14 protein-coding genes are annotated in these 14,747 nt (G+C 74.1%); 7 read left to right on the top strand and 7 right to left on the bottom strand.

Annotated elements, in window-relative coordinates; translation table 11 throughout:
* Positions 1–97 precede the first annotated feature (97 nt).
* Together ACOBQU_RS37605 and ACOBQU_RS37600 are read left to right on the top strand one after the other, a co-directional pair.
* Positions 98–3,445, top strand: coding sequence for a S8 family peptidase (locus ACOBQU_RS37605; protein WP_423633753.1), 3,348 nt, complete (start codon positions 98–100; stop codon positions 3,443–3,445).
* A 197-nt stretch (positions 3,446–3,642) separates the two neighbouring features.
* A complete protein-coding gene (locus tag ACOBQU_RS37600) occupies positions 3,643–5,094 on the top strand; it encodes an FG-GAP-like repeat-containing protein (RefSeq protein ID WP_423633751.1) in 1,452 nt (483 codons plus the stop codon).
* Between the two features lie 74 nt (positions 5,095–5,168).
* Here the strand turns inward: ACOBQU_RS37600 and ACOBQU_RS37595 are convergent, their stop codons facing one another.
* The 3 genes from ACOBQU_RS37595 to ACOBQU_RS37585 all read right to left on the bottom strand — a co-directional run bounded on the left by ACOBQU_RS37595 (position 5,169) and on the right by ACOBQU_RS37585 (position 7,793).
* Positions 5,169–5,738 (bottom strand): GNAT family N-acetyltransferase, encoded by a 570-nt coding sequence (locus tag ACOBQU_RS37595; RefSeq protein ID WP_423633749.1) that lies wholly within the window; start codon positions 5,736–5,738, stop codon positions 5,169–5,171.
* Between the two features lie 72 nt (positions 5,739–5,810).
* Positions 5,811–6,791, bottom strand: coding sequence for a GlxA family transcriptional regulator (locus ACOBQU_RS37590; protein WP_423633747.1), 981 nt, complete (start codon positions 6,789–6,791; stop codon positions 5,811–5,813).
* Positions 6,792–6,893: 102 nt separating this feature from the next.
* Positions 6,894–7,793: a S1 family peptidase gene (locus ACOBQU_RS37585; protein ID WP_423633745.1), complete on the bottom strand. Its 900-nt coding sequence runs from the start codon at positions 7,791–7,793 to the stop codon at positions 6,894–6,896.
* A gap of 140 nt (positions 7,794–7,933) precedes the next feature.
* Here ACOBQU_RS37585 and ACOBQU_RS37580 point away from each other — a divergent pair, with 140 nt between their 5' ends.
* The 3 genes from ACOBQU_RS37580 (at position 7,934) to ACOBQU_RS37570 (ending at position 10,180) form a co-directional block, all read left to right on the top strand.
* Positions 7,934–8,965 carry a GlxA family transcriptional regulator gene (locus tag ACOBQU_RS37580; protein ID WP_423633743.1) on the top strand — a complete coding sequence of 344 codons (1,032 nt, stop codon included), beginning with the start codon at positions 7,934–7,936 and terminating at the stop codon, positions 8,963–8,965.
* Between the two features lie 462 nt (positions 8,966–9,427).
* Positions 9,428–9,805, top strand: a complete 378-nt coding sequence (locus ACOBQU_RS37575) for a hypothetical protein (RefSeq protein WP_423633741.1) — start codon at positions 9,428–9,430, stop codon at positions 9,803–9,805.
* Positions 9,806–9,982: 177 nt separating this feature from the next.
* Positions 9,983–10,180, top strand: coding sequence for a hypothetical protein (locus ACOBQU_RS37570; protein ID WP_423633739.1), 198 nt, complete (start codon positions 9,983–9,985; stop codon positions 10,178–10,180).
* 164 nt (positions 10,181–10,344) lie between these two features.
* On the opposite strand, the gene ACOBQU_RS37565 is transcribed toward ACOBQU_RS37570, so the two are convergent.
* Complete coding sequence (locus ACOBQU_RS37565; RefSeq protein WP_423633737.1) at positions 10,345–10,887, bottom strand: GNAT family N-acetyltransferase; 543 nt, start codon at positions 10,885–10,887, stop codon at positions 10,345–10,347.
* A 160-nt stretch (positions 10,888–11,047) separates the two neighbouring features.
* Here ACOBQU_RS37565 and ACOBQU_RS37560 point away from each other — a divergent pair, with 160 nt between their 5' ends.
* Complete coding sequence (locus ACOBQU_RS37560) at positions 11,048–11,830, top strand: alpha/beta fold hydrolase (RefSeq protein WP_423633735.1); 783 nt, start codon at positions 11,048–11,050, stop codon at positions 11,828–11,830.
* A gap of 48 nt (positions 11,831–11,878) precedes the next feature.
* Here the strand turns inward: ACOBQU_RS37560 and ACOBQU_RS37555 are convergent, their stop codons facing one another.
* The 3 genes from ACOBQU_RS37555 to ACOBQU_RS37545 form a co-directional block, all read right to left on the bottom strand.
* Positions 11,879–12,295 (bottom strand): nuclear transport factor 2 family protein, encoded by a 417-nt coding sequence (locus ACOBQU_RS37555; RefSeq protein WP_423633733.1) that lies wholly within the window; start codon positions 12,293–12,295, stop codon positions 11,879–11,881.
* 108 nt (positions 12,296–12,403) lie between these two features.
* The gene (locus ACOBQU_RS37550; RefSeq protein WP_423633731.1) at positions 12,404–13,570 is read right to left on the bottom strand and encodes a serine hydrolase domain-containing protein; all 1,167 of its coding nucleotides are present in this window, start codon (positions 13,568–13,570) and stop codon (positions 12,404–12,406) included.
* Positions 13,571–13,721: 151 nt separating this feature from the next.
* Entirely contained in the window at positions 13,722–14,213 is a 492-nt protein-coding gene (locus ACOBQU_RS37545; RefSeq protein WP_423633729.1) for a hypothetical protein, read from the bottom strand.
* Between the two features lie 80 nt (positions 14,214–14,293).
* On the opposite strand from ACOBQU_RS37545, the gene ACOBQU_RS37540 reads away from it, so the two are divergent.
* Complete coding sequence (locus ACOBQU_RS37540; protein WP_423633727.1) at positions 14,294–14,725, top strand: PPOX class F420-dependent oxidoreductase; 432 nt, start codon at positions 14,294–14,296, stop codon at positions 14,723–14,725.
* The last annotated feature ends 22 nt before the right edge of the window (positions 14,726–14,747 follow it).

The following is a 14,747-nucleotide window of genomic DNA, read 5'->3' as shown; positions in this document are numbered from 1 at the left end:
CCCCCCGAAAATTCTTTCGTCTCCCGAGAACCGCCGCTGTGCAAGATCGCGTGTTACGGGCGACCACATCCACACATTCAAGGGACAGGCAATTCGGGTGGCAGGTATATCGAGGGCGGGGGCGGCGGCGATCGCCGTCGTGGTGTCCGGGGCGCTGCTGACGGGGGCGGCGGCGGCCGACACCGGGGCACCGCCGGACCGCGCCGCGGGCGCGGGGCAGGGCACGGGCGCCAAGGGCGGTCGGCAGCAGGCCGGGAAGACGGCGACCGTCACGTTGATCACCGGTGACCGGGTGGTCGTGACGGCGAAGAGCGGGCAGGTCGTCCGGCTGATCCGCGGCGAGGGCCGCGAGCGGATGACGATCTCGGTGCGGCGCGAGGGCGGCCATGTGTTCGTCGTGCCGCGCGACGCCGAGGAGCTGATCGCGGCGGGCCGCCTGGACCGGCGGCTCTTCGACGTGACGCAGCTCGTCAGGGACGAGTACGACGACGCGCACCGCGCGTCGCTGCCGCTGATCGTCGCCTACCGGCCCGGCCGGGCCAACGGCCTCAGGGCGGCCGACGCGCTCCGGGGCCGCGCGAGCGACCGCCGCGCCCTGCCCGCCGTCGGCGGCGAGGCGTTCCGCACGCCCAAGTCCGACACGGCGGGCCTCTGGTCGGCGCTCACCGGCGGCACCGGCGGCCGCGTGAACGCCCGCGCCACCGCCGCTCCGGCCATCGCGCACGTGTGGCTGGACGCCAAGGTCCGCGCCACCCTCGACAAGAGCGTGCCGCAGATCGGCGCCCCCGCGATGTGGAACGCCGGCTACACCGGCAAGGGCGTCAAGGTCGCCGTCCTGGACACCGGCGTCGACCAGACGCACCCGGACCTCAAGGGCGTCGAGGTCACCGAGAAGAACTTCACGACGGCGCCCGACGCCAAGGACCGCATGGGCCACGGCACCCATGTCGCCTCGATCCTCGCGGGTTCCGGCGCCAAGTCCGGAGGCAAGTACAAGGGCGTGGCGCCCGATGTGCGGATCCTGGACGGCAAGGTCATCTCCGAGGTGGAGGGCACCGGCACCGACTCCAGCATCGCCGCCGGGATGCAGTGGGCCGTCGACAGCGGCGCCAAGGTCGTCAACATGAGCCTGGGCAGCCTGGACACGCCGGGCACGGAACCCCTGGAGGAGGCCATCGGCCGCCTGTCGGGCAAGGCCCTGTTCGTCGTGGCGGCGGGCAACGACGGCCCGGGGCCGCGCACGCTGAACTCGCCCGGCAGTGCCCCCGACGCCCTCACCGTCGGCTCGGTCGACAAGAAGGACCGCATCGCGGAGACGTCCAGCCGGGGCCCGACGGCCGACGGGGCCGCCAAGCCGGACCTCACCGCGCCCGGCGACGGCATCACCGCCGCCCGCTCCACGCAGATCCCCGGCGGCCCCGAAGGCAACGGCTACACCACCCTGGCGGGCACCTCGATGGCCACCCCGCACGTGGCCGGGGCCGCCGCCATGCTCCTGCAGCAGCACCCCACGTGGACGGGCCCGCAGCTCAAGGGGGTGCTGACCGGTTCCGCCAAGCCCAACCCCCAGCTGAACGCCTACGAGCAGGGGGCGGGCCGCGTGGACCTGACGCGCGCCGTCACCGCGTCGGTGGTCTCCCAGCCCGGCACGCTCGACTTCGGCACGCGGAACTGGCCGCACACCGACGACAAGCCGGTCGGCAAGACCCTCACGTACCGCAACCACGGCACCAAGGCCGTCACCCTGAAGCTGTCCACGACGGCCGTGGGCCCGGAGGGCCGCCCGGGCCCGGCGGGCATGTTCACCGTCAAGGACGCCAAGCTCACCGTCCCGGCGGGCGGCTCCGCGAAGACCACCGTCACCGTCGACACCAAGCTCGGCACCGCCGACGGCCTCTACGGCGGTACGGTCCTCGCCGCCGGTGACGGCCAGTCGGTCCGCACCGGCCTGGTCGTCGAGCGGGAGATCGAGTCGTACGACGTCACGTTCAAGCACCTCGGCGTCGACGGGCGGAGCGCGTCCACCTACACCACGACGCTCACCGACCGCGCCACCCAGGAGAAGATCACCGTCCCGTACGGCGACGGCCTGGTCACCGTGCGGGTGCCGAAGGGCACGTACGCGGTGGAGTCCACCGTCTACGAACCGACGGCGGACTTCGCGGTGTTCGTCCAGCCGAAGCTGAAGGTGGCGGCGGAGCAGTCGCTCACGCTGGACGCCCGCAAGGCCAAGCCGATGGCCGTCACCGCACCGGACCGGGCGGCGCGCCTGGTCGAGGCGAACATCAGCTACGACGACCCGAACGCCCAGATCGCGGGCACCTGGAGCCTCGGCGCCGGGACCGTCGTCCGCACCGCCGGGCTCGGTTCGGCGTCCCCGACGCTGAAGGCCCAGTACAGCGGCCTGTGGCGGCCCTCGGGCGCGGCGGGCAAGAAGGTCGACTACCGGCTCGGCTTCTTCCGCACCGGCAGCTGGTTCACCGGCCTGAAGCACGCCACCACCAAGGCGGAGGTCGCCGAGGTGAAGCTCGGCCTCGGCGCGTCCGCCGCCCGCCGCAAGGGCACGCTGTCCGCCACGCCGACCGGCGCCAACGACTACGGCCCGAACGCCTCCCCCGTGACCACCGTGAGCCTCCCGGCCTCCCACACGACGTACGTCAACACCGCGGACGTGCGCTGGAACTGGTCCATGGCGCAGCTCGACGACGCGGGCGAGCCGCGGATCAACTACGCCACCGACCTGGTCACGTACAAGGCGGGCAAGCGCTACACACTGAACTTCAACACCGGCGTGGTCGGCCCCGACCTGAAGGCGGACGACACCCAGGGCGCGCGCCGCGCGGGCAACTCCATGGACGCCTATGTGCGGCTGTTCAACGACGGCGCGGGCCACGCGGGCGACTCCGCGGGGACCAAGGGCTTCACGCGGCTCGAGTCGGGCGGGCGCACCATCGCCGAGGGCGGACCGGGCGCGCTGTACGGCGACCTGCCGTCCGCGTCGGCGCCGTACCGCCTGACGATGGAGGCGAGCCGTCCGGCCAAGGACACCACGACCAGCACCAAGGTGAACGTGTCCTGGACCTTCACGTCGGCCAGGACGCCTGACCAGCCGCCCACGCAGCTGCCGCTGTCCACCGTCCGCCTCGCGCCGAAGCTGGCGCTGAACGGCACGGCCCGCGCGGGCGCCACCCTGTCGGTGCCGCTGAAGGTGGCGGGCGCCGCCGCGGGCCGCGGCAAGGTCGCCTCGCTGACCGTGAAGGTCTCCTACGACGGCGGCGGCACCTGGAAGTCGGTCCCGGTCACGACCGGCGCCGACGGCGGGCGCGAGGCGAGCGTGCGCCACCCGGCCTCGGCCAAGGCCGCCTCGTTCCAGGTGCGCCTGAAGGACACGTCCGGCAACACCATGACCGAGACGATCACCAACGCCTACCGGCTCGTTCCGTAACACCCGGCGCGGGCGGTCGCGCCCGCAGCGCGACCTGAAGATCAACACAACCGAAGATCCGCACAACCGTTCCCGCTCGGCAGAGGTCTTGGGGATGCGCCACGTCCGCGTGGGGAGGTGTCTCCTCCCCACGCGGACGTGCGTTTCCATCGCATTCCTACTGAGTTCCTACTGAGTCCCACAAGGGGGGAACGGACGTGCGCAGCCACATCCGTCACGCCGTCGTGGTCGCCGCGGCGGCCACGACGTGCACGGCTCTCGCCGGGGGCCTGCTGGTCTCCACCAGCGCCCAGGCAGCCACCAGGGGCCCCGCGCCCACCCGGTACGCCGATGACTTCAACGGCGACGGGTACCACGACCTCGCGATCGGCGCCCCGGACGGCGCGGTGAGCGTCACCGGCCCGGACGGCGCCCCGGCGCAGGCCTACAACGCGGGCTACGTCACCGTGTCGTACGGCTCGAAGAACGGCGCCCAGAAGACCGGCCTGAAGGCGCTCACCCGGAACAGCCCGGGCGTGCCCGGCGACGCGACGCAGGGCCAGCGGTTCGGCCGGACCCTCGCGAACGGCGACTTCAACGCCGACGGCTACGCGGACCTCGCGGTCGCCTCGCGCGGCGCGGGCCGCGACGACGTCACCCTGCTGTGGGGCGGCGCCAGCGGCCTCAAGGGCGGTGTCGCGCTGACCGGCGTCGAGCCGGGGCAGGGCTTCGGCAGCGTCCTGAAGGCCGGTGACTTCACCGGGGACGGCAAGGCCGACCTGGTCGTCGGCTCCTCCACGGCGCTGCGCCTGTTCCGGGGCCCGTTCAAGGCGGACGGCTCGCCCGCCTCCGTCAAGGCGGTGGACGTGGGTGCCGGGTTCGTCTACACCGACGCCCAGAAGCGCCTGGCGGTGGGCCGGATCAACAAGGGCGCCATCGACGACCTCGTGGTGCTCGGCGACGAGCGCAAGCGGGGCCGGGTGCTGCTCGGCGGCGCCTCCGGCCTGCGCAAGACCGAGGCCACCGTCCGCGGCGGCAACAGCGCCGTGATCGCCGACTTCGACAAGGACGGCTACGGCGACATCGCGGTGGGCGACTCCGCGCACCAGATCGACACCGAGCGCTACGCGGGCCGGGTCATGGTCACCTACGGCGGCTCCCAGGGCGTGGACGAGAACCGCGCCACCAAGGTGTTCACCGAGGACAGCAAGGGCGTCCCCGGCGGCGTGGAGGCGGGCGACAGCTTCGGCGTCGACGTGGCCGCGGGCGACCTCGACCGGGACGGCTACACCGACCTGATCACCGGCGCGCCCGGCGAGCGGCACGCCACCTGCGAGCACTGCTACATCAGCGGGGGCGGCCTGTACGTCCTCAAGGGCGCGAAGAAGGGCGTGACCGGCACCGGCGCCGCGTTCTACCCGTACAACGCGCCCGGTCTGCCCCGCCCGGCGGGCACCTACCGCATCCCCCAGGTCCTCAAGGTCACGGACCTGAACGGGGACAGGCAGCCCGAGATCGCCATCCCGGTCCGCACGGGCGAGCCGCGGGTGTGGTCGGTCGGCACCAAGAACGGCAAGGTCGCCGGGACCGCGCCCACCCGCGTGGTGGAGCCCCCGGTCGACCCGGGGATCAACCCGACCACCTTCGAGTTCGGCGTGCTCGCCCGCTGACCGGTCCCGCGCACGGTCAGGCCACGCCCCCGGGGCCGTGCCACCGCTGCGGCGGTGGCACGGCCCCGGGCTCGTCAGCGCGGGCGCTCCCCGGCGGCAGGCGGGCGGTGCAGGCGCCACACGACGTCGGTGCCGCTGGCCGCGGGGGCCGGGGGCGGCGGGGCCTGCTCGCGCCGGACCTCGGTGAAGCCGAGGCGGCGCGGGACGGCGCCGCTGGAGGTGTTGGCGAGGTCGTGCCGGATCTCCACGTACGCCACTCCCGGCAGCGCGAGCATCTCGGCGGCCACGGCGGCCGTCGCACGCGTGGCGATGCCCCGTCCCAGGGCGGCGGGGTGCAGCCAGTACCCCAGCCGCCACCCCTGGGGGTCGGCCGCACGGTGGCTCTGGCACATGCCGACGGGTGTGCCGTCCGGATCGGTGACGGCGTAGTTGTACGCCTCGCCGCTCGCCCACCGCGCCTCGGCCCTGGCGAGGAACTCGCGGGTGTGCTGCTCGCTGTGCCGCTCCACCCACGCCATCCAGGGGCGCAGATGCTCCAGGGACTCCTCGATCAGCGTGAACGCCTCAGCGAGGTCGCGCTGTCCCCGCCAGCGCCGCAGCACGAAGTCCCCGCACTCGATGATCCCACTCGGCCGCTCCACCATGCCCCCCATGATTGTTTCGCCGTACGGGAGACGGCAATGGGGTCCGACGGAAGGCCGCACCCTGACTGGCCGTCAGGGACGCGGCGGGTCCGCGCTGTCGGGGCCCGCGGCGTGGGCGCGGCGGTAGACGCGGGGGGTGGTGCCGGTGAGCGCGCGGAAGTGGTGGCGCAGCGCGGCGGGCGAGGCGAACCCCGTCGCGCCCGCGACGCCCTCGACGGGCAGGTCCGTCTCCCGCAGCAGCCGCATCGCCTCGCGCAGGCGGGCCCGCAGCACGTACTGGAGGGGGCTGAGCCCGGTGTGGGCGCGGAAGCGGCGCGTGACGCCGCTGGTGCTCGTGCGCGCGTGGGCGGCGATCTCGGGGAGCGTGAGCGGCAGGTGGAGGCGCTCCTCGATCCACCGCAGGGTGGGTTCGAGCCCCGTGCTCTCGGCGACCTCCCGGTCGATGACCTCCTGGACGCTGTCCGCGTCCGCGTGCAGCGGCGAGATCAGCTCCCGCGAGGTCTCCCCGGCGACGCGGCGGCCGTGGTCGCGGGCCAGCAGCCGCAGGCAGACGTCCATGCCCCCGAAGACCCCGGCCGCCGTGCTGAACGGACCGTCCTCGACGACCGTGCCGACCGGGTCGACGTCGATACGGGGGTACAGCGCGGCCAGTTCCTCCATGTGCCGCCAGCCCGTCGTGGCCCGCCGCCCGTCGAGCAGCCCGGCCGCGGCGAGCGTGAACGTGCCGGTGCCGACGGCGGCGACGCGGCCGCCCCGGGCCGCCGTCGCACGCAGCGCGGCGGCGACGCCCTCGGGGGGCCGCCCGGCGCGGGGGCCGTCGTGCCCGGGGACCAGGACGACGTCGGCGTCGGCCAGGCCTTCCAGGCCGTGCGGCGGGCGGACCGCGAGCACCGCCCCCGGGCCGCCCGTCGCCCGGAACCCGGGGGCCGCGCACAGCCTGACCTCGTAGTCCACTCCGGGGTGCTCGCGGCAGGCGGTGCCGAAGACGAGGCCGGGCGTGGTGAGGTGATGACCCGGGGCTCCGTCGAGGGCGAGGACGGCGATCACTGACATGCCGGGAATCCAACCATCCGCGCGGGCCGACCCGCGGACCGACTCATGGGCCGTCTGCTCGGCCGTCTGCTACCCCGTCTGCTCGGCCGTCCAGTCGGCTGACTACTTGGCCGACTTATGGGCCGCCTTATGGGCCGACTCGTGGATCGTCTTGTGGATCCAGTCCTTGAAGGCGGGCACATTGGAGTAGAGCCCCGGCCCGGTGCCGCAGCCCTCGCGGAGGCTGCCCGGCCCGGACGTGGCGCCGATCAGCTCCCAGCGGCCGTTCTTCGCGCGCTGGAGCTGCGGGCCGCCGGAGTCGCCGTTGCACGCCATGGCCTTCGGCTTGGGGCTGACGGTGCACAGGCGCGTCTTGCCCGCCCAGCCGGGGGCGCACTCGCTCGCCGCGCCCCGGCGCGTGTCCAGCTGCTGGAGGCGGTCGGGGAACTTCGCGTCCTCCAGTGTCGGCGCCTCGACGACCGTGCCGTAGCCGAGGATGCGGGTGGGCGTGCCGACCGGCCCCGCCTTGGCGGCGATGCGGATGGGCTTCTGGGAGACGGGGCGGTCCAGGCGTATCAGCGCGAGGTCGTTCTTGTTGTGCGTCGTGCCCGTCATGTCCTGCACATAGCCGGGGGCGGTGACGATCCTGTCGATGTTCCGGACGGAGCCGCCGGTGGTGCGGTGGTCGCTCCCGACGCGGATCTTGCCGGTCAGCGTGGCCAGCTCGGGGTTGACGCAGTGCGCGGCCGTGAGGACCCACTGGGGGTCGATGAGCGTCGCGCCGCACTGGGCGCCGTACTCCTTGATCGGCACGGTCGCCATGAACGGGTAGTGCTGGGTGGCGTCCTCGCCGTTGACGATGGCGCTCGCGCTGCCGGTCATCACCGTGGCGCCGAGGAGGGCGGTCGCGCCGAGCGCCGCGGCGCCCCGGCCGAGCAGTCGGCGCGGACCGCGCCGGGAGCGACCACGGGAACGACCGGAGGAGGAGGCTTCGGAGCCGGAAGAGATATCCGTAACGCTCATCAATGGACCTTTCACGAAGAAGAACCGTTTAACACGTGAGTGAGGCGTCTACCCGCCTTGTCCCATCGCTCTGTGATCATCCTTCGGGGGGCGCCCTCGCGAACAGGGGCCGCGATGTCACCTTGGGCTAAATTCTGGACATGTCAGTGATCGCCGTCCTCGCCCTCGACGGAGCCCCGGGGCATCAGCTCACCGCTCCCGGCCTCGCCTTCGCCACGGCGGCCCGGCACCACCACCCGGTCGCGTACAAGGTGCGGGTCTGCGCGGGGCCGGGGTTCCGGAGCACGGGCGGGCCCGCGCCCTTCGGCCTCGACACCGCCTGGGGGCTGGAAGGGCTCGACGACGCGGACACGGTGCTGCTGCCGGGGCACGAGGGCTTCCGGGCCGCGCCGCCGCCCGAGGTCGTGGCGGCGCTGCGGGGCGCGGTGGCGCGCGGGGCCCGCGTCGGCGCCGTCGGGACCGGCACGTTCACGCTCGCGGCCACCGGCCTCCTCGACGGGCGCCGGGCGGCCACCAGTCGGCGGCACACGCGGGAGCTGGCGCGGCTGCACCCCCGCGTCGACGTGGACCCCGAGGGGTCCGCCGTGGCCGACGGCCCCTTCCACAGCGCGGCCGGGGTGCTCGGCGGTGTCGACCTGTGCCTGCACCTGATCACCCTGGACCACGGGGAGCCGGTGGCCATCGAGACGGAACGGCAGCTCTTCCTGCACCTGCACCCGGAGCCGGGGGACGCCGCGGCGCCGCCCGGGGCCCGCCCGGCGGCAGTCCAGGGCGCCGCCGAGGCCGCGTACAACGCCGTCATCCCGCCCGGCAGCAGCCTCGAACCGGTGACGCGGTGGATGGAGGCCAACCTCCACCACCCGCTGACGCTCGACGACATCGCGGGCCGGGCGGGGCTGGGCGTCCGCAGCCTCACCCGCCGCTTCCGCGCCGAGACGGGCCTCACCCCGCTCCAGTACCTCCTCCGTACGCGCGTCCAGCGCGCCCAGCGGCTCCTGGAGCGCACCGACGACCCGGTGGAGCGCATTGCCGCCCGCAGCGGCCTCGGCACCCCCGCCAACCTGCGCCACCAGTTCCAGCGCTCCACCGGCACCACCCCCACCACCTACCGCACGGCGTTCCGCGCGCTGGTCTCCGACCTCACCTGGCCGGAACGCCCCGAGGAGCCGTGACGCGACACGACACCCACCGCGCGCCCGGGGCGTACCACGGCCGCGCGGGCGCCGCAGCGGCGTTCGCGACGATCGCGTGCGCGTCCTGTCACCCCCGCACCGGTGCGGATCCGTACGTCTCCCCTCCGGCTCACACGCGGTACCGGCGGCGCACGGTGGCCCCATCGGATTCCGGACGCGGCGACCAGCGACTCGCCGAGGACCAAGCGGCACCCGGCACACCGCTGGCCCACGCGGTGCGCTCCGACGCCACGGACCGTCCCGGCACCTGATGGGGCCAGCCAACCCCGGACCCATCGGCCGAGTTGGGCACCGGCTTCGCCGATGACGGCTCCGGATAGGCTGGCGCGTATGGACGTGACGGGGTGTCTTGGGTGCGATCTTCTGGCCGGGCGGCGGGAGTTGCCCGGGGGTGTCCTGCACGAGACCACCGCGTGGGTGGTGAATCACGTCGTCGGCCCCATGAATCTCGGCACCTTGATCGTCGGTCCGCGCGAACACGTCGTGGCCATCGCGGAACTCGACGACACGGCGGTGGCGGAACTCGGCCCCCTGCTGCGCGATACCGCCCGTGTCGTGGAGACGCTGTGCCGACCCGAGCAGACCTACGTGTGCGTGTGGTCGCACGGCCGTGACACACGCAAGCACCTGCACATCGCTGTCCAGCCGGTGACCGCCGAGGTGCGGGCCCGCTACGGCGGGCTGCGCTCGGAGCAGCTCCAGGCCAGGATGCTGGCCGACGGTGAGGAGCCGGACAGCACGGAAGTCGAGCACTTCTGCGCGCGGGCTCGCGAGCTGTTCCGGGTGATGACCGACGGCAGTGCCGACGACCGCAGCTGAGCACCCGGCCCGCCGCGGCTGCTGCCGCTCCCCTGCTCCCCCTGCGCGGCGCCGAGTGGCCGCGGCGGCGGTGCCGCGTCGCGCAGGCGCGCGGGCCGCTCGGCGAAGCCCCAGAGACCTTTCGCCGCAGGGGCGCGCGCCTCGGGCCTCGGCGCCGCGGGCGGCGCGGCGCCCGACGTGCTCGCTCAACTCTCGCCACGGCAGCGGCAGTTCGCCAGTCTCCTGGCACGCGGCCCGACCAACCGGGAGATCGGTGAGCGGCTCTCCCCGTCGCCCCGCACGGGCAGCCCAGAGCGGCACCGCGGCTTCCCCGAGCTGGGCAACACCGCCCGCGCCCAGCATCGCGACCTGATCGAGGACGCCCTCACGTCGTGATCGGCCCGAGGCGGGGCGACCGCAGACACTCAGCCAATTCCGGGGTCCGCCCTCCATGACGCGGGCGCGCGGGGGCACGCTGGAGTCCGGGCCCGCCGTGCTCCCCCGTCGCGGCGGGCCCGTCCACGTCCGGGCCGTGCGCCCCCGTGGAGTCCGGACGGTGCTCAGAGGGCCTTGCGGTACCAGCGCTCCGCGTACACGTCGTCGTTGTGCCGCGCCGACCGTTCGTAGCCGCTGCGCTCGTACAGCGACCACGCCTCCGCCAGGTCGCTGCGCGTGTCGAGCAGCATGACGCGGGCGCCGAGCGCGCGGGCCGCGTCCTCGGCGGCGGCGAGGAGGACCGGACCGCCGCCGGTGCCGCGCGCTTCCTTGCGTACGAAGAGCCGCTTCAGCTCGGCGGCGAGCGGCCCCGGCGCCGCGCCACCGCCGCCCCCGCCCTCCCCTTCGAAGAGCCGTACCCCGGCCATGCCCGCGGGCTCCCCCGCGTACCGGCCGAGCAGCAGCGCTCCCGACGGGGGCGCGAGCGTGGCGTGGTCGTTCGCCGCGACGACCTCGCGCTCCAGCTCGTCGGGGGGCGTGTCCCGGCCCTCGTGCAACTGGAACCAGCGGTCGCTCACCTCCGTGTAGTACGCGCGCCACAGATCAAGCGCGAGGGGCGAGTCGGCGGGCTCGGGGGCAATGGTCCAGGCACGGGTCATGGCGGTCATTCTCAGCCGACGCGGGCCGGGTACGGCAAGTCAATTGCCGCCCTGCCGCCCGCTGCCTGGTGCCGGTGCGGGGTGTCGCGGCACCGGGGTGGCGGGTTCGCCGCACAGGCTGGCGGTTCCGTGCGTATCGGGTCCGCCGGATGCGCCCTAGGTTCGCGGCATGACAGCGATCACCTACCGCGCGGACGACGGCTGCCTCCTGCACGCCACCGTCGTGGGGGCGGGCCCGCCCCTGGTCCTGCTGCACGCAGGGGGACCCGACCACCGGAGCATGCTCCCCCTGGCGGAGCGGCTCGCGGACCGGCACACGGTCGTGCTGCCCGATCTGCGCGGCTACGGCCGCTCGGTGTGCACGGACCCGGCGCGCTACTCCTGGGCCCGCTACACCGACGACGTCGTCGCGCTCATGGACCGCCTGGGGCTCGCCGACGCGGCGCTGGGCGGCGCGGGCCTCGGGTCGACGGTCGCGCTCCGCACGGCGGCGGCGCATCCGGGGCGGGTGCGGGCCGCCGTGCTGATCGGCGTCGAGGACATCGAGGACGACGCGGCGAAGGAGGCGGAGATCCGCTTCCTCGACGCGTTCGCCGCCCGCGTCGCCGCCGACGGGATCGAGGCGGGCTGGGCGCCGATCCTCGCCGCGTTCCCGCCCGTCGTCGGGGCGATGGTGCGGGACGCGATCCCCCGGTCGGACCCGGCCAGTATCGTGGCCGCCGCCGCGATCGCCCACGACCGTTCCTTCCGGAGCGTCGGCGACCTCGCCTCGATCACGGCACCCGCCCTGGTGTTCCCCGGCACCGACCCGCGCCATCCGACCGCGCTCGCCCACCAGGCCGCCGAGAACCTCCCGAACGGGCGGCTGGCCACGACCGCCATCGACGGCACCCTGCACACCGCCGAGGACCTGGCCCGCGCCGTGGCCCCCGCGATCCGCGCGTTCCTGTGACGGCCGTCGCCCCGCACGCCGCGCCGGGCGCTTCCGCCCGCCGCCGCGTCAGCTCACCAGGCCCGGCGCGAAGTAGTCACGCAGCCGCGCGATCCTGCCGTCGCGGACGCGGAAGATCCGCACCAGCGAGACCGTCACATCGTCCTCGCCCCGCCCCTCCCCGTCGAAGACCGTGTCGATCTCCGCGATGAACACGTCGGGGACCGCGGTGGTGTGCAGCACGTACGCGGACTTCGCCAGGTTCGGCGCGCGGCCGTCGCCGGGCTGTCGCGCGTAGTGCGCCGCCATGGCGGCGCGGATCGCCTCGCGCCCCTCCAGCCTGCGGGGGAAGGCGGCGTCGGCCGGGACGAGGGGCGCCTCGAAGACCCCGTCCTCGGTGAAGGCCTCGGCCAGCGCGTCGGCGTCGCGGGACACGGCACCCGCGTACACGTAACTCTCGAAGATCTCCCGCGGCGTTCGGGACACGGCGGCCTCCCAGGCTCGGAGTCGGGGTACCAGCACACCACGGCACCGCCGCGCGCGAAGGCGGTGGCGGCCCGCACCCGGGTGGTGCGAGCCGCGTGCGCCCGGCGCTCAGGAGCGGCAGTACTCGGCGTCGAGGATCTTCATCATGGGTGACGCGTCCCAGTCGCCGTTGAAGTTGTACGCGAGCTGGTGGCGGCCGTCGGCGGTGGACACGGCCAGGGAGAGCGTCCCGGCCATCCCTCCGGCGTGGCCCCAGAGCGTCGTGCCGCAGCTCGTCTTGAGGCGTGCGATGCCGAGCCCGTAGGCCTTGTACGACTCGCCGGGCGTGTCCACGGTGGTCGTCATCTCCTTCAGCTGCTTCGGCTTCAGGAGCTTGCCGCGCAGCAGGGCCCGGTAGAACCGGGTGAGGTCGCCCGCGGTGGAGATGATGTCGCCGTCGGCCCAGCCCTGCGAGCCGTTCAGCTCGGTGACGTCGTCGACGCGGTCCGGCCGCGCCGGGAAGAGCTTGGAGTAGGCGCGGCTGCTGGGCTGGGGCAGGTGGATGCTGTTGCCGGGGTTGGAGGTGTTCTTCAGGCCCAGGGGTCTGATGATGCGCGCGCGGACCTCGTCCTCGTATGTGCCCTCGCCGAGCTTCTCGATGATCAGCGCCGCCAGGATGTAGTTGGTGTTGGAGTACGCGTGCCGGGCGCCGGGGGTGAAGTCGGGCCGGTGGGACAGCGCCACCTTGATCTGCTTCTCGGGCGGCAGGGTGTCGTAGCGGTGTCTGAGGAACCCGTCGCCCTCCAGGTAGGTGCGGCGGTACTCGGGGTCGTCCAGGTAGTCGAACAGGCCGCTGGTGTGGTTGAGGAGCTGCCGGACCTTGATCTTCCGGCCGTCGTTGCCGTTGCCCCGGACGACGCCGGGCAGATGGCGCTCCACGGTGTCGTCGAGGTCGAGCCGTCCCTCCGCCTCCATCTGGAGCAGGACGGTCGCCACGAACGTCTTGGTGATGCTGGCGACGCGGAACTTGTCGTCCTTGCCTCGGGGCGTGCCCTTCGTCAGGTCGCCCACGCCGGAGGCGGCCCTCCAGGCGCCGTCGGCGTCCCGTGCGTGCGCCGTGACGCCGGGGACGCCCGCCCGGACGGCGGCGTCCATCGCGCGCTGCGTGGCCCGGTGCCCGGACCGCTCCGACGGCGCCCCGGACACCGCCTGGGCGGGCGCCACGAACGCGGTGGCCGCCACCGCGGCCGCCGCGATCCCCACCACGCCGGTCTTCGTCCCGTTCCGTAGTGCCATGCCGTACTCCTCACGCTCGTCTGCGCTGATCCACCTGTGTACCGAGACCGCCGACAGTGCGCGGGGGTTGAGCGGGTCCTGCGGGGCCGGGGCGAGGTGGTGTGACGGCACCGGCGGAGGGGGGTGCCGCAACAGGGTGCTGTCCCCGGCGCTATCGCCGGGTGCACAGGAAGCACCCCTGCCAGTGCGGCAGCGCGCTCAGCACCCGGTGCCGCACGCAGGAGGCCACCGCGCCTTCGTCGGCCGACGGGAAGCGCCCGGCGGGCGGGGTGTGCGCGGACGGCTCGAAGGACTCGACCATGGCCCGGAACCGGTCCAGGTAGCCGTCGGCGAACGGCGCCTCGTAGCCCAGCTCGGCCCGGCGGTGGCCCGCCCTCGCCAGCGCGGTGGCGCGCAGCACGAAGTCCTTGGCCCGCGCCCGCTCCGGGGGCGTGGCGCCCCAGTCGACGTCCTCCAGGTCGAAGCCGACGAAGCCCCGGCCCAGCACGTCCTGGTTCTGCCAGGTCAGGAGCGCCGCGAAGCGGAAGTCCCACTCGTGGTCGGCGAGTTCGGAGACCGCGAGGGCCAGGGCGTCGACGAACACGTCCGTCGCGCCGTTGGACAGGTCGAGGCTCAGCCCGCCGCCGCCGAACACGTTCCCCACCCCGCCAGCGTACGCGGCCGCGAGCGGCCGACCGCGCCCGTGCGGGAATACACGGCGCTCCACGGGACTTGCCCACAGGCATGGCCACCACCGCGTTCGACCCGCATGCCCTGCTCGCCGAGTCCCGTCTCGGCGTCCTCGCCACCCTCAAGGCCGACGGGCGCCCCCACCTCTCCCCCGTCACGCCCTTCTACGACCGCGACGCCGGTCTGCTGTACGTCTCCACCCGGGAGGGCCTGGTGAAGACGGCCAACCTGCGCCGCGATCCGCGGGCCGCCCTCGAAGTCACCCGGCCCGACGGCTGGGCCTGGGCCACCGCCGAGGGCACCGTCTCCCTGCGCGGTCCCGGCACCGACCCGCACGGCCCGGAGGTGGACGCGCTCGTGGACTACTACCGCGCCGCCGCCGGGGAGCACCCGGACTGGGACGAGTACCGCTCGGTGATGGTCTCCGACCGCCGGGTGCTGCTGACCCTGACCGTCGAGAAGGTGTACGGAGCCAAGATCCGCTGACCGGCCGCCGGGTGACCGGGGA

This window comes from Streptomyces sp. G45 (genome assembly GCF_049542095.1).
In the GTDB taxonomy this organism is placed as follows: Bacteria; Actinomycetota; Actinomycetes; order Streptomycetales; family Streptomycetaceae; genus Streptomyces.
The sequence above is the reverse complement of the archived record's forward strand: the minus strand, read 5'-3'. Positions and strand labels throughout refer to the sequence as shown.

Coding starts and splice junctions, on each gene's coding strand:
- ACOBQU_RS37595 (WP_423633749.1), bottom strand. CDS start 5,738: ATGGTGGAGCGGCCGAGTGGGATCATCGAGTGCGGGGACTTCGTGCTG.
- ACOBQU_RS37590 (WP_423633747.1), bottom strand. CDS start 6,791: ATGTCAGTGATCGCCGTCCTCGCCCTCGACGGAGCCCCGGGTCATCAC.
- ACOBQU_RS37585 (WP_423633745.1), bottom strand. CDS start 7,793: ATGAGCGTTACGGATATCTCTTCCGGCTCCGAAGCCTCCTCCTCCGGT.
- ACOBQU_RS37580 (WP_423633743.1), top strand. CDS start 7,934: ATGTCAGTGATCGCCGTCCTCGCCCTCGACGGAGCCCCGGGGCATCAG.
- ACOBQU_RS37575 (WP_423633741.1), top strand. CDS start 9,428: ATGAATCTCGGCACCTTGATCGTCGGTCCGCGCGAACACGTCGTGGCC.
- ACOBQU_RS37565 (WP_423633737.1), bottom strand. CDS start 10,887: ATGACCGCCATGACCCGTGCCTGGACCATTGCCCCCGAGCCCGCCGAC.
- ACOBQU_RS37560 (WP_423633735.1), top strand. CDS start 11,048: ATGACAGCGATCACCTACCGCGCGGACGACGGCTGCCTCCTGCACGCC.
- ACOBQU_RS37550 (WP_423633731.1), bottom strand. CDS start 13,570: ATGGCACTACGGAACGGGACGAAGACCGGCGTGGTGGGGATCGCGGCG.
- ACOBQU_RS37540 (WP_423633727.1), top strand. CDS start 14,294: ATGGCCACCACCGCGTTCGACCCGCATGCCCTGCTCGCCGAGTCCCGT.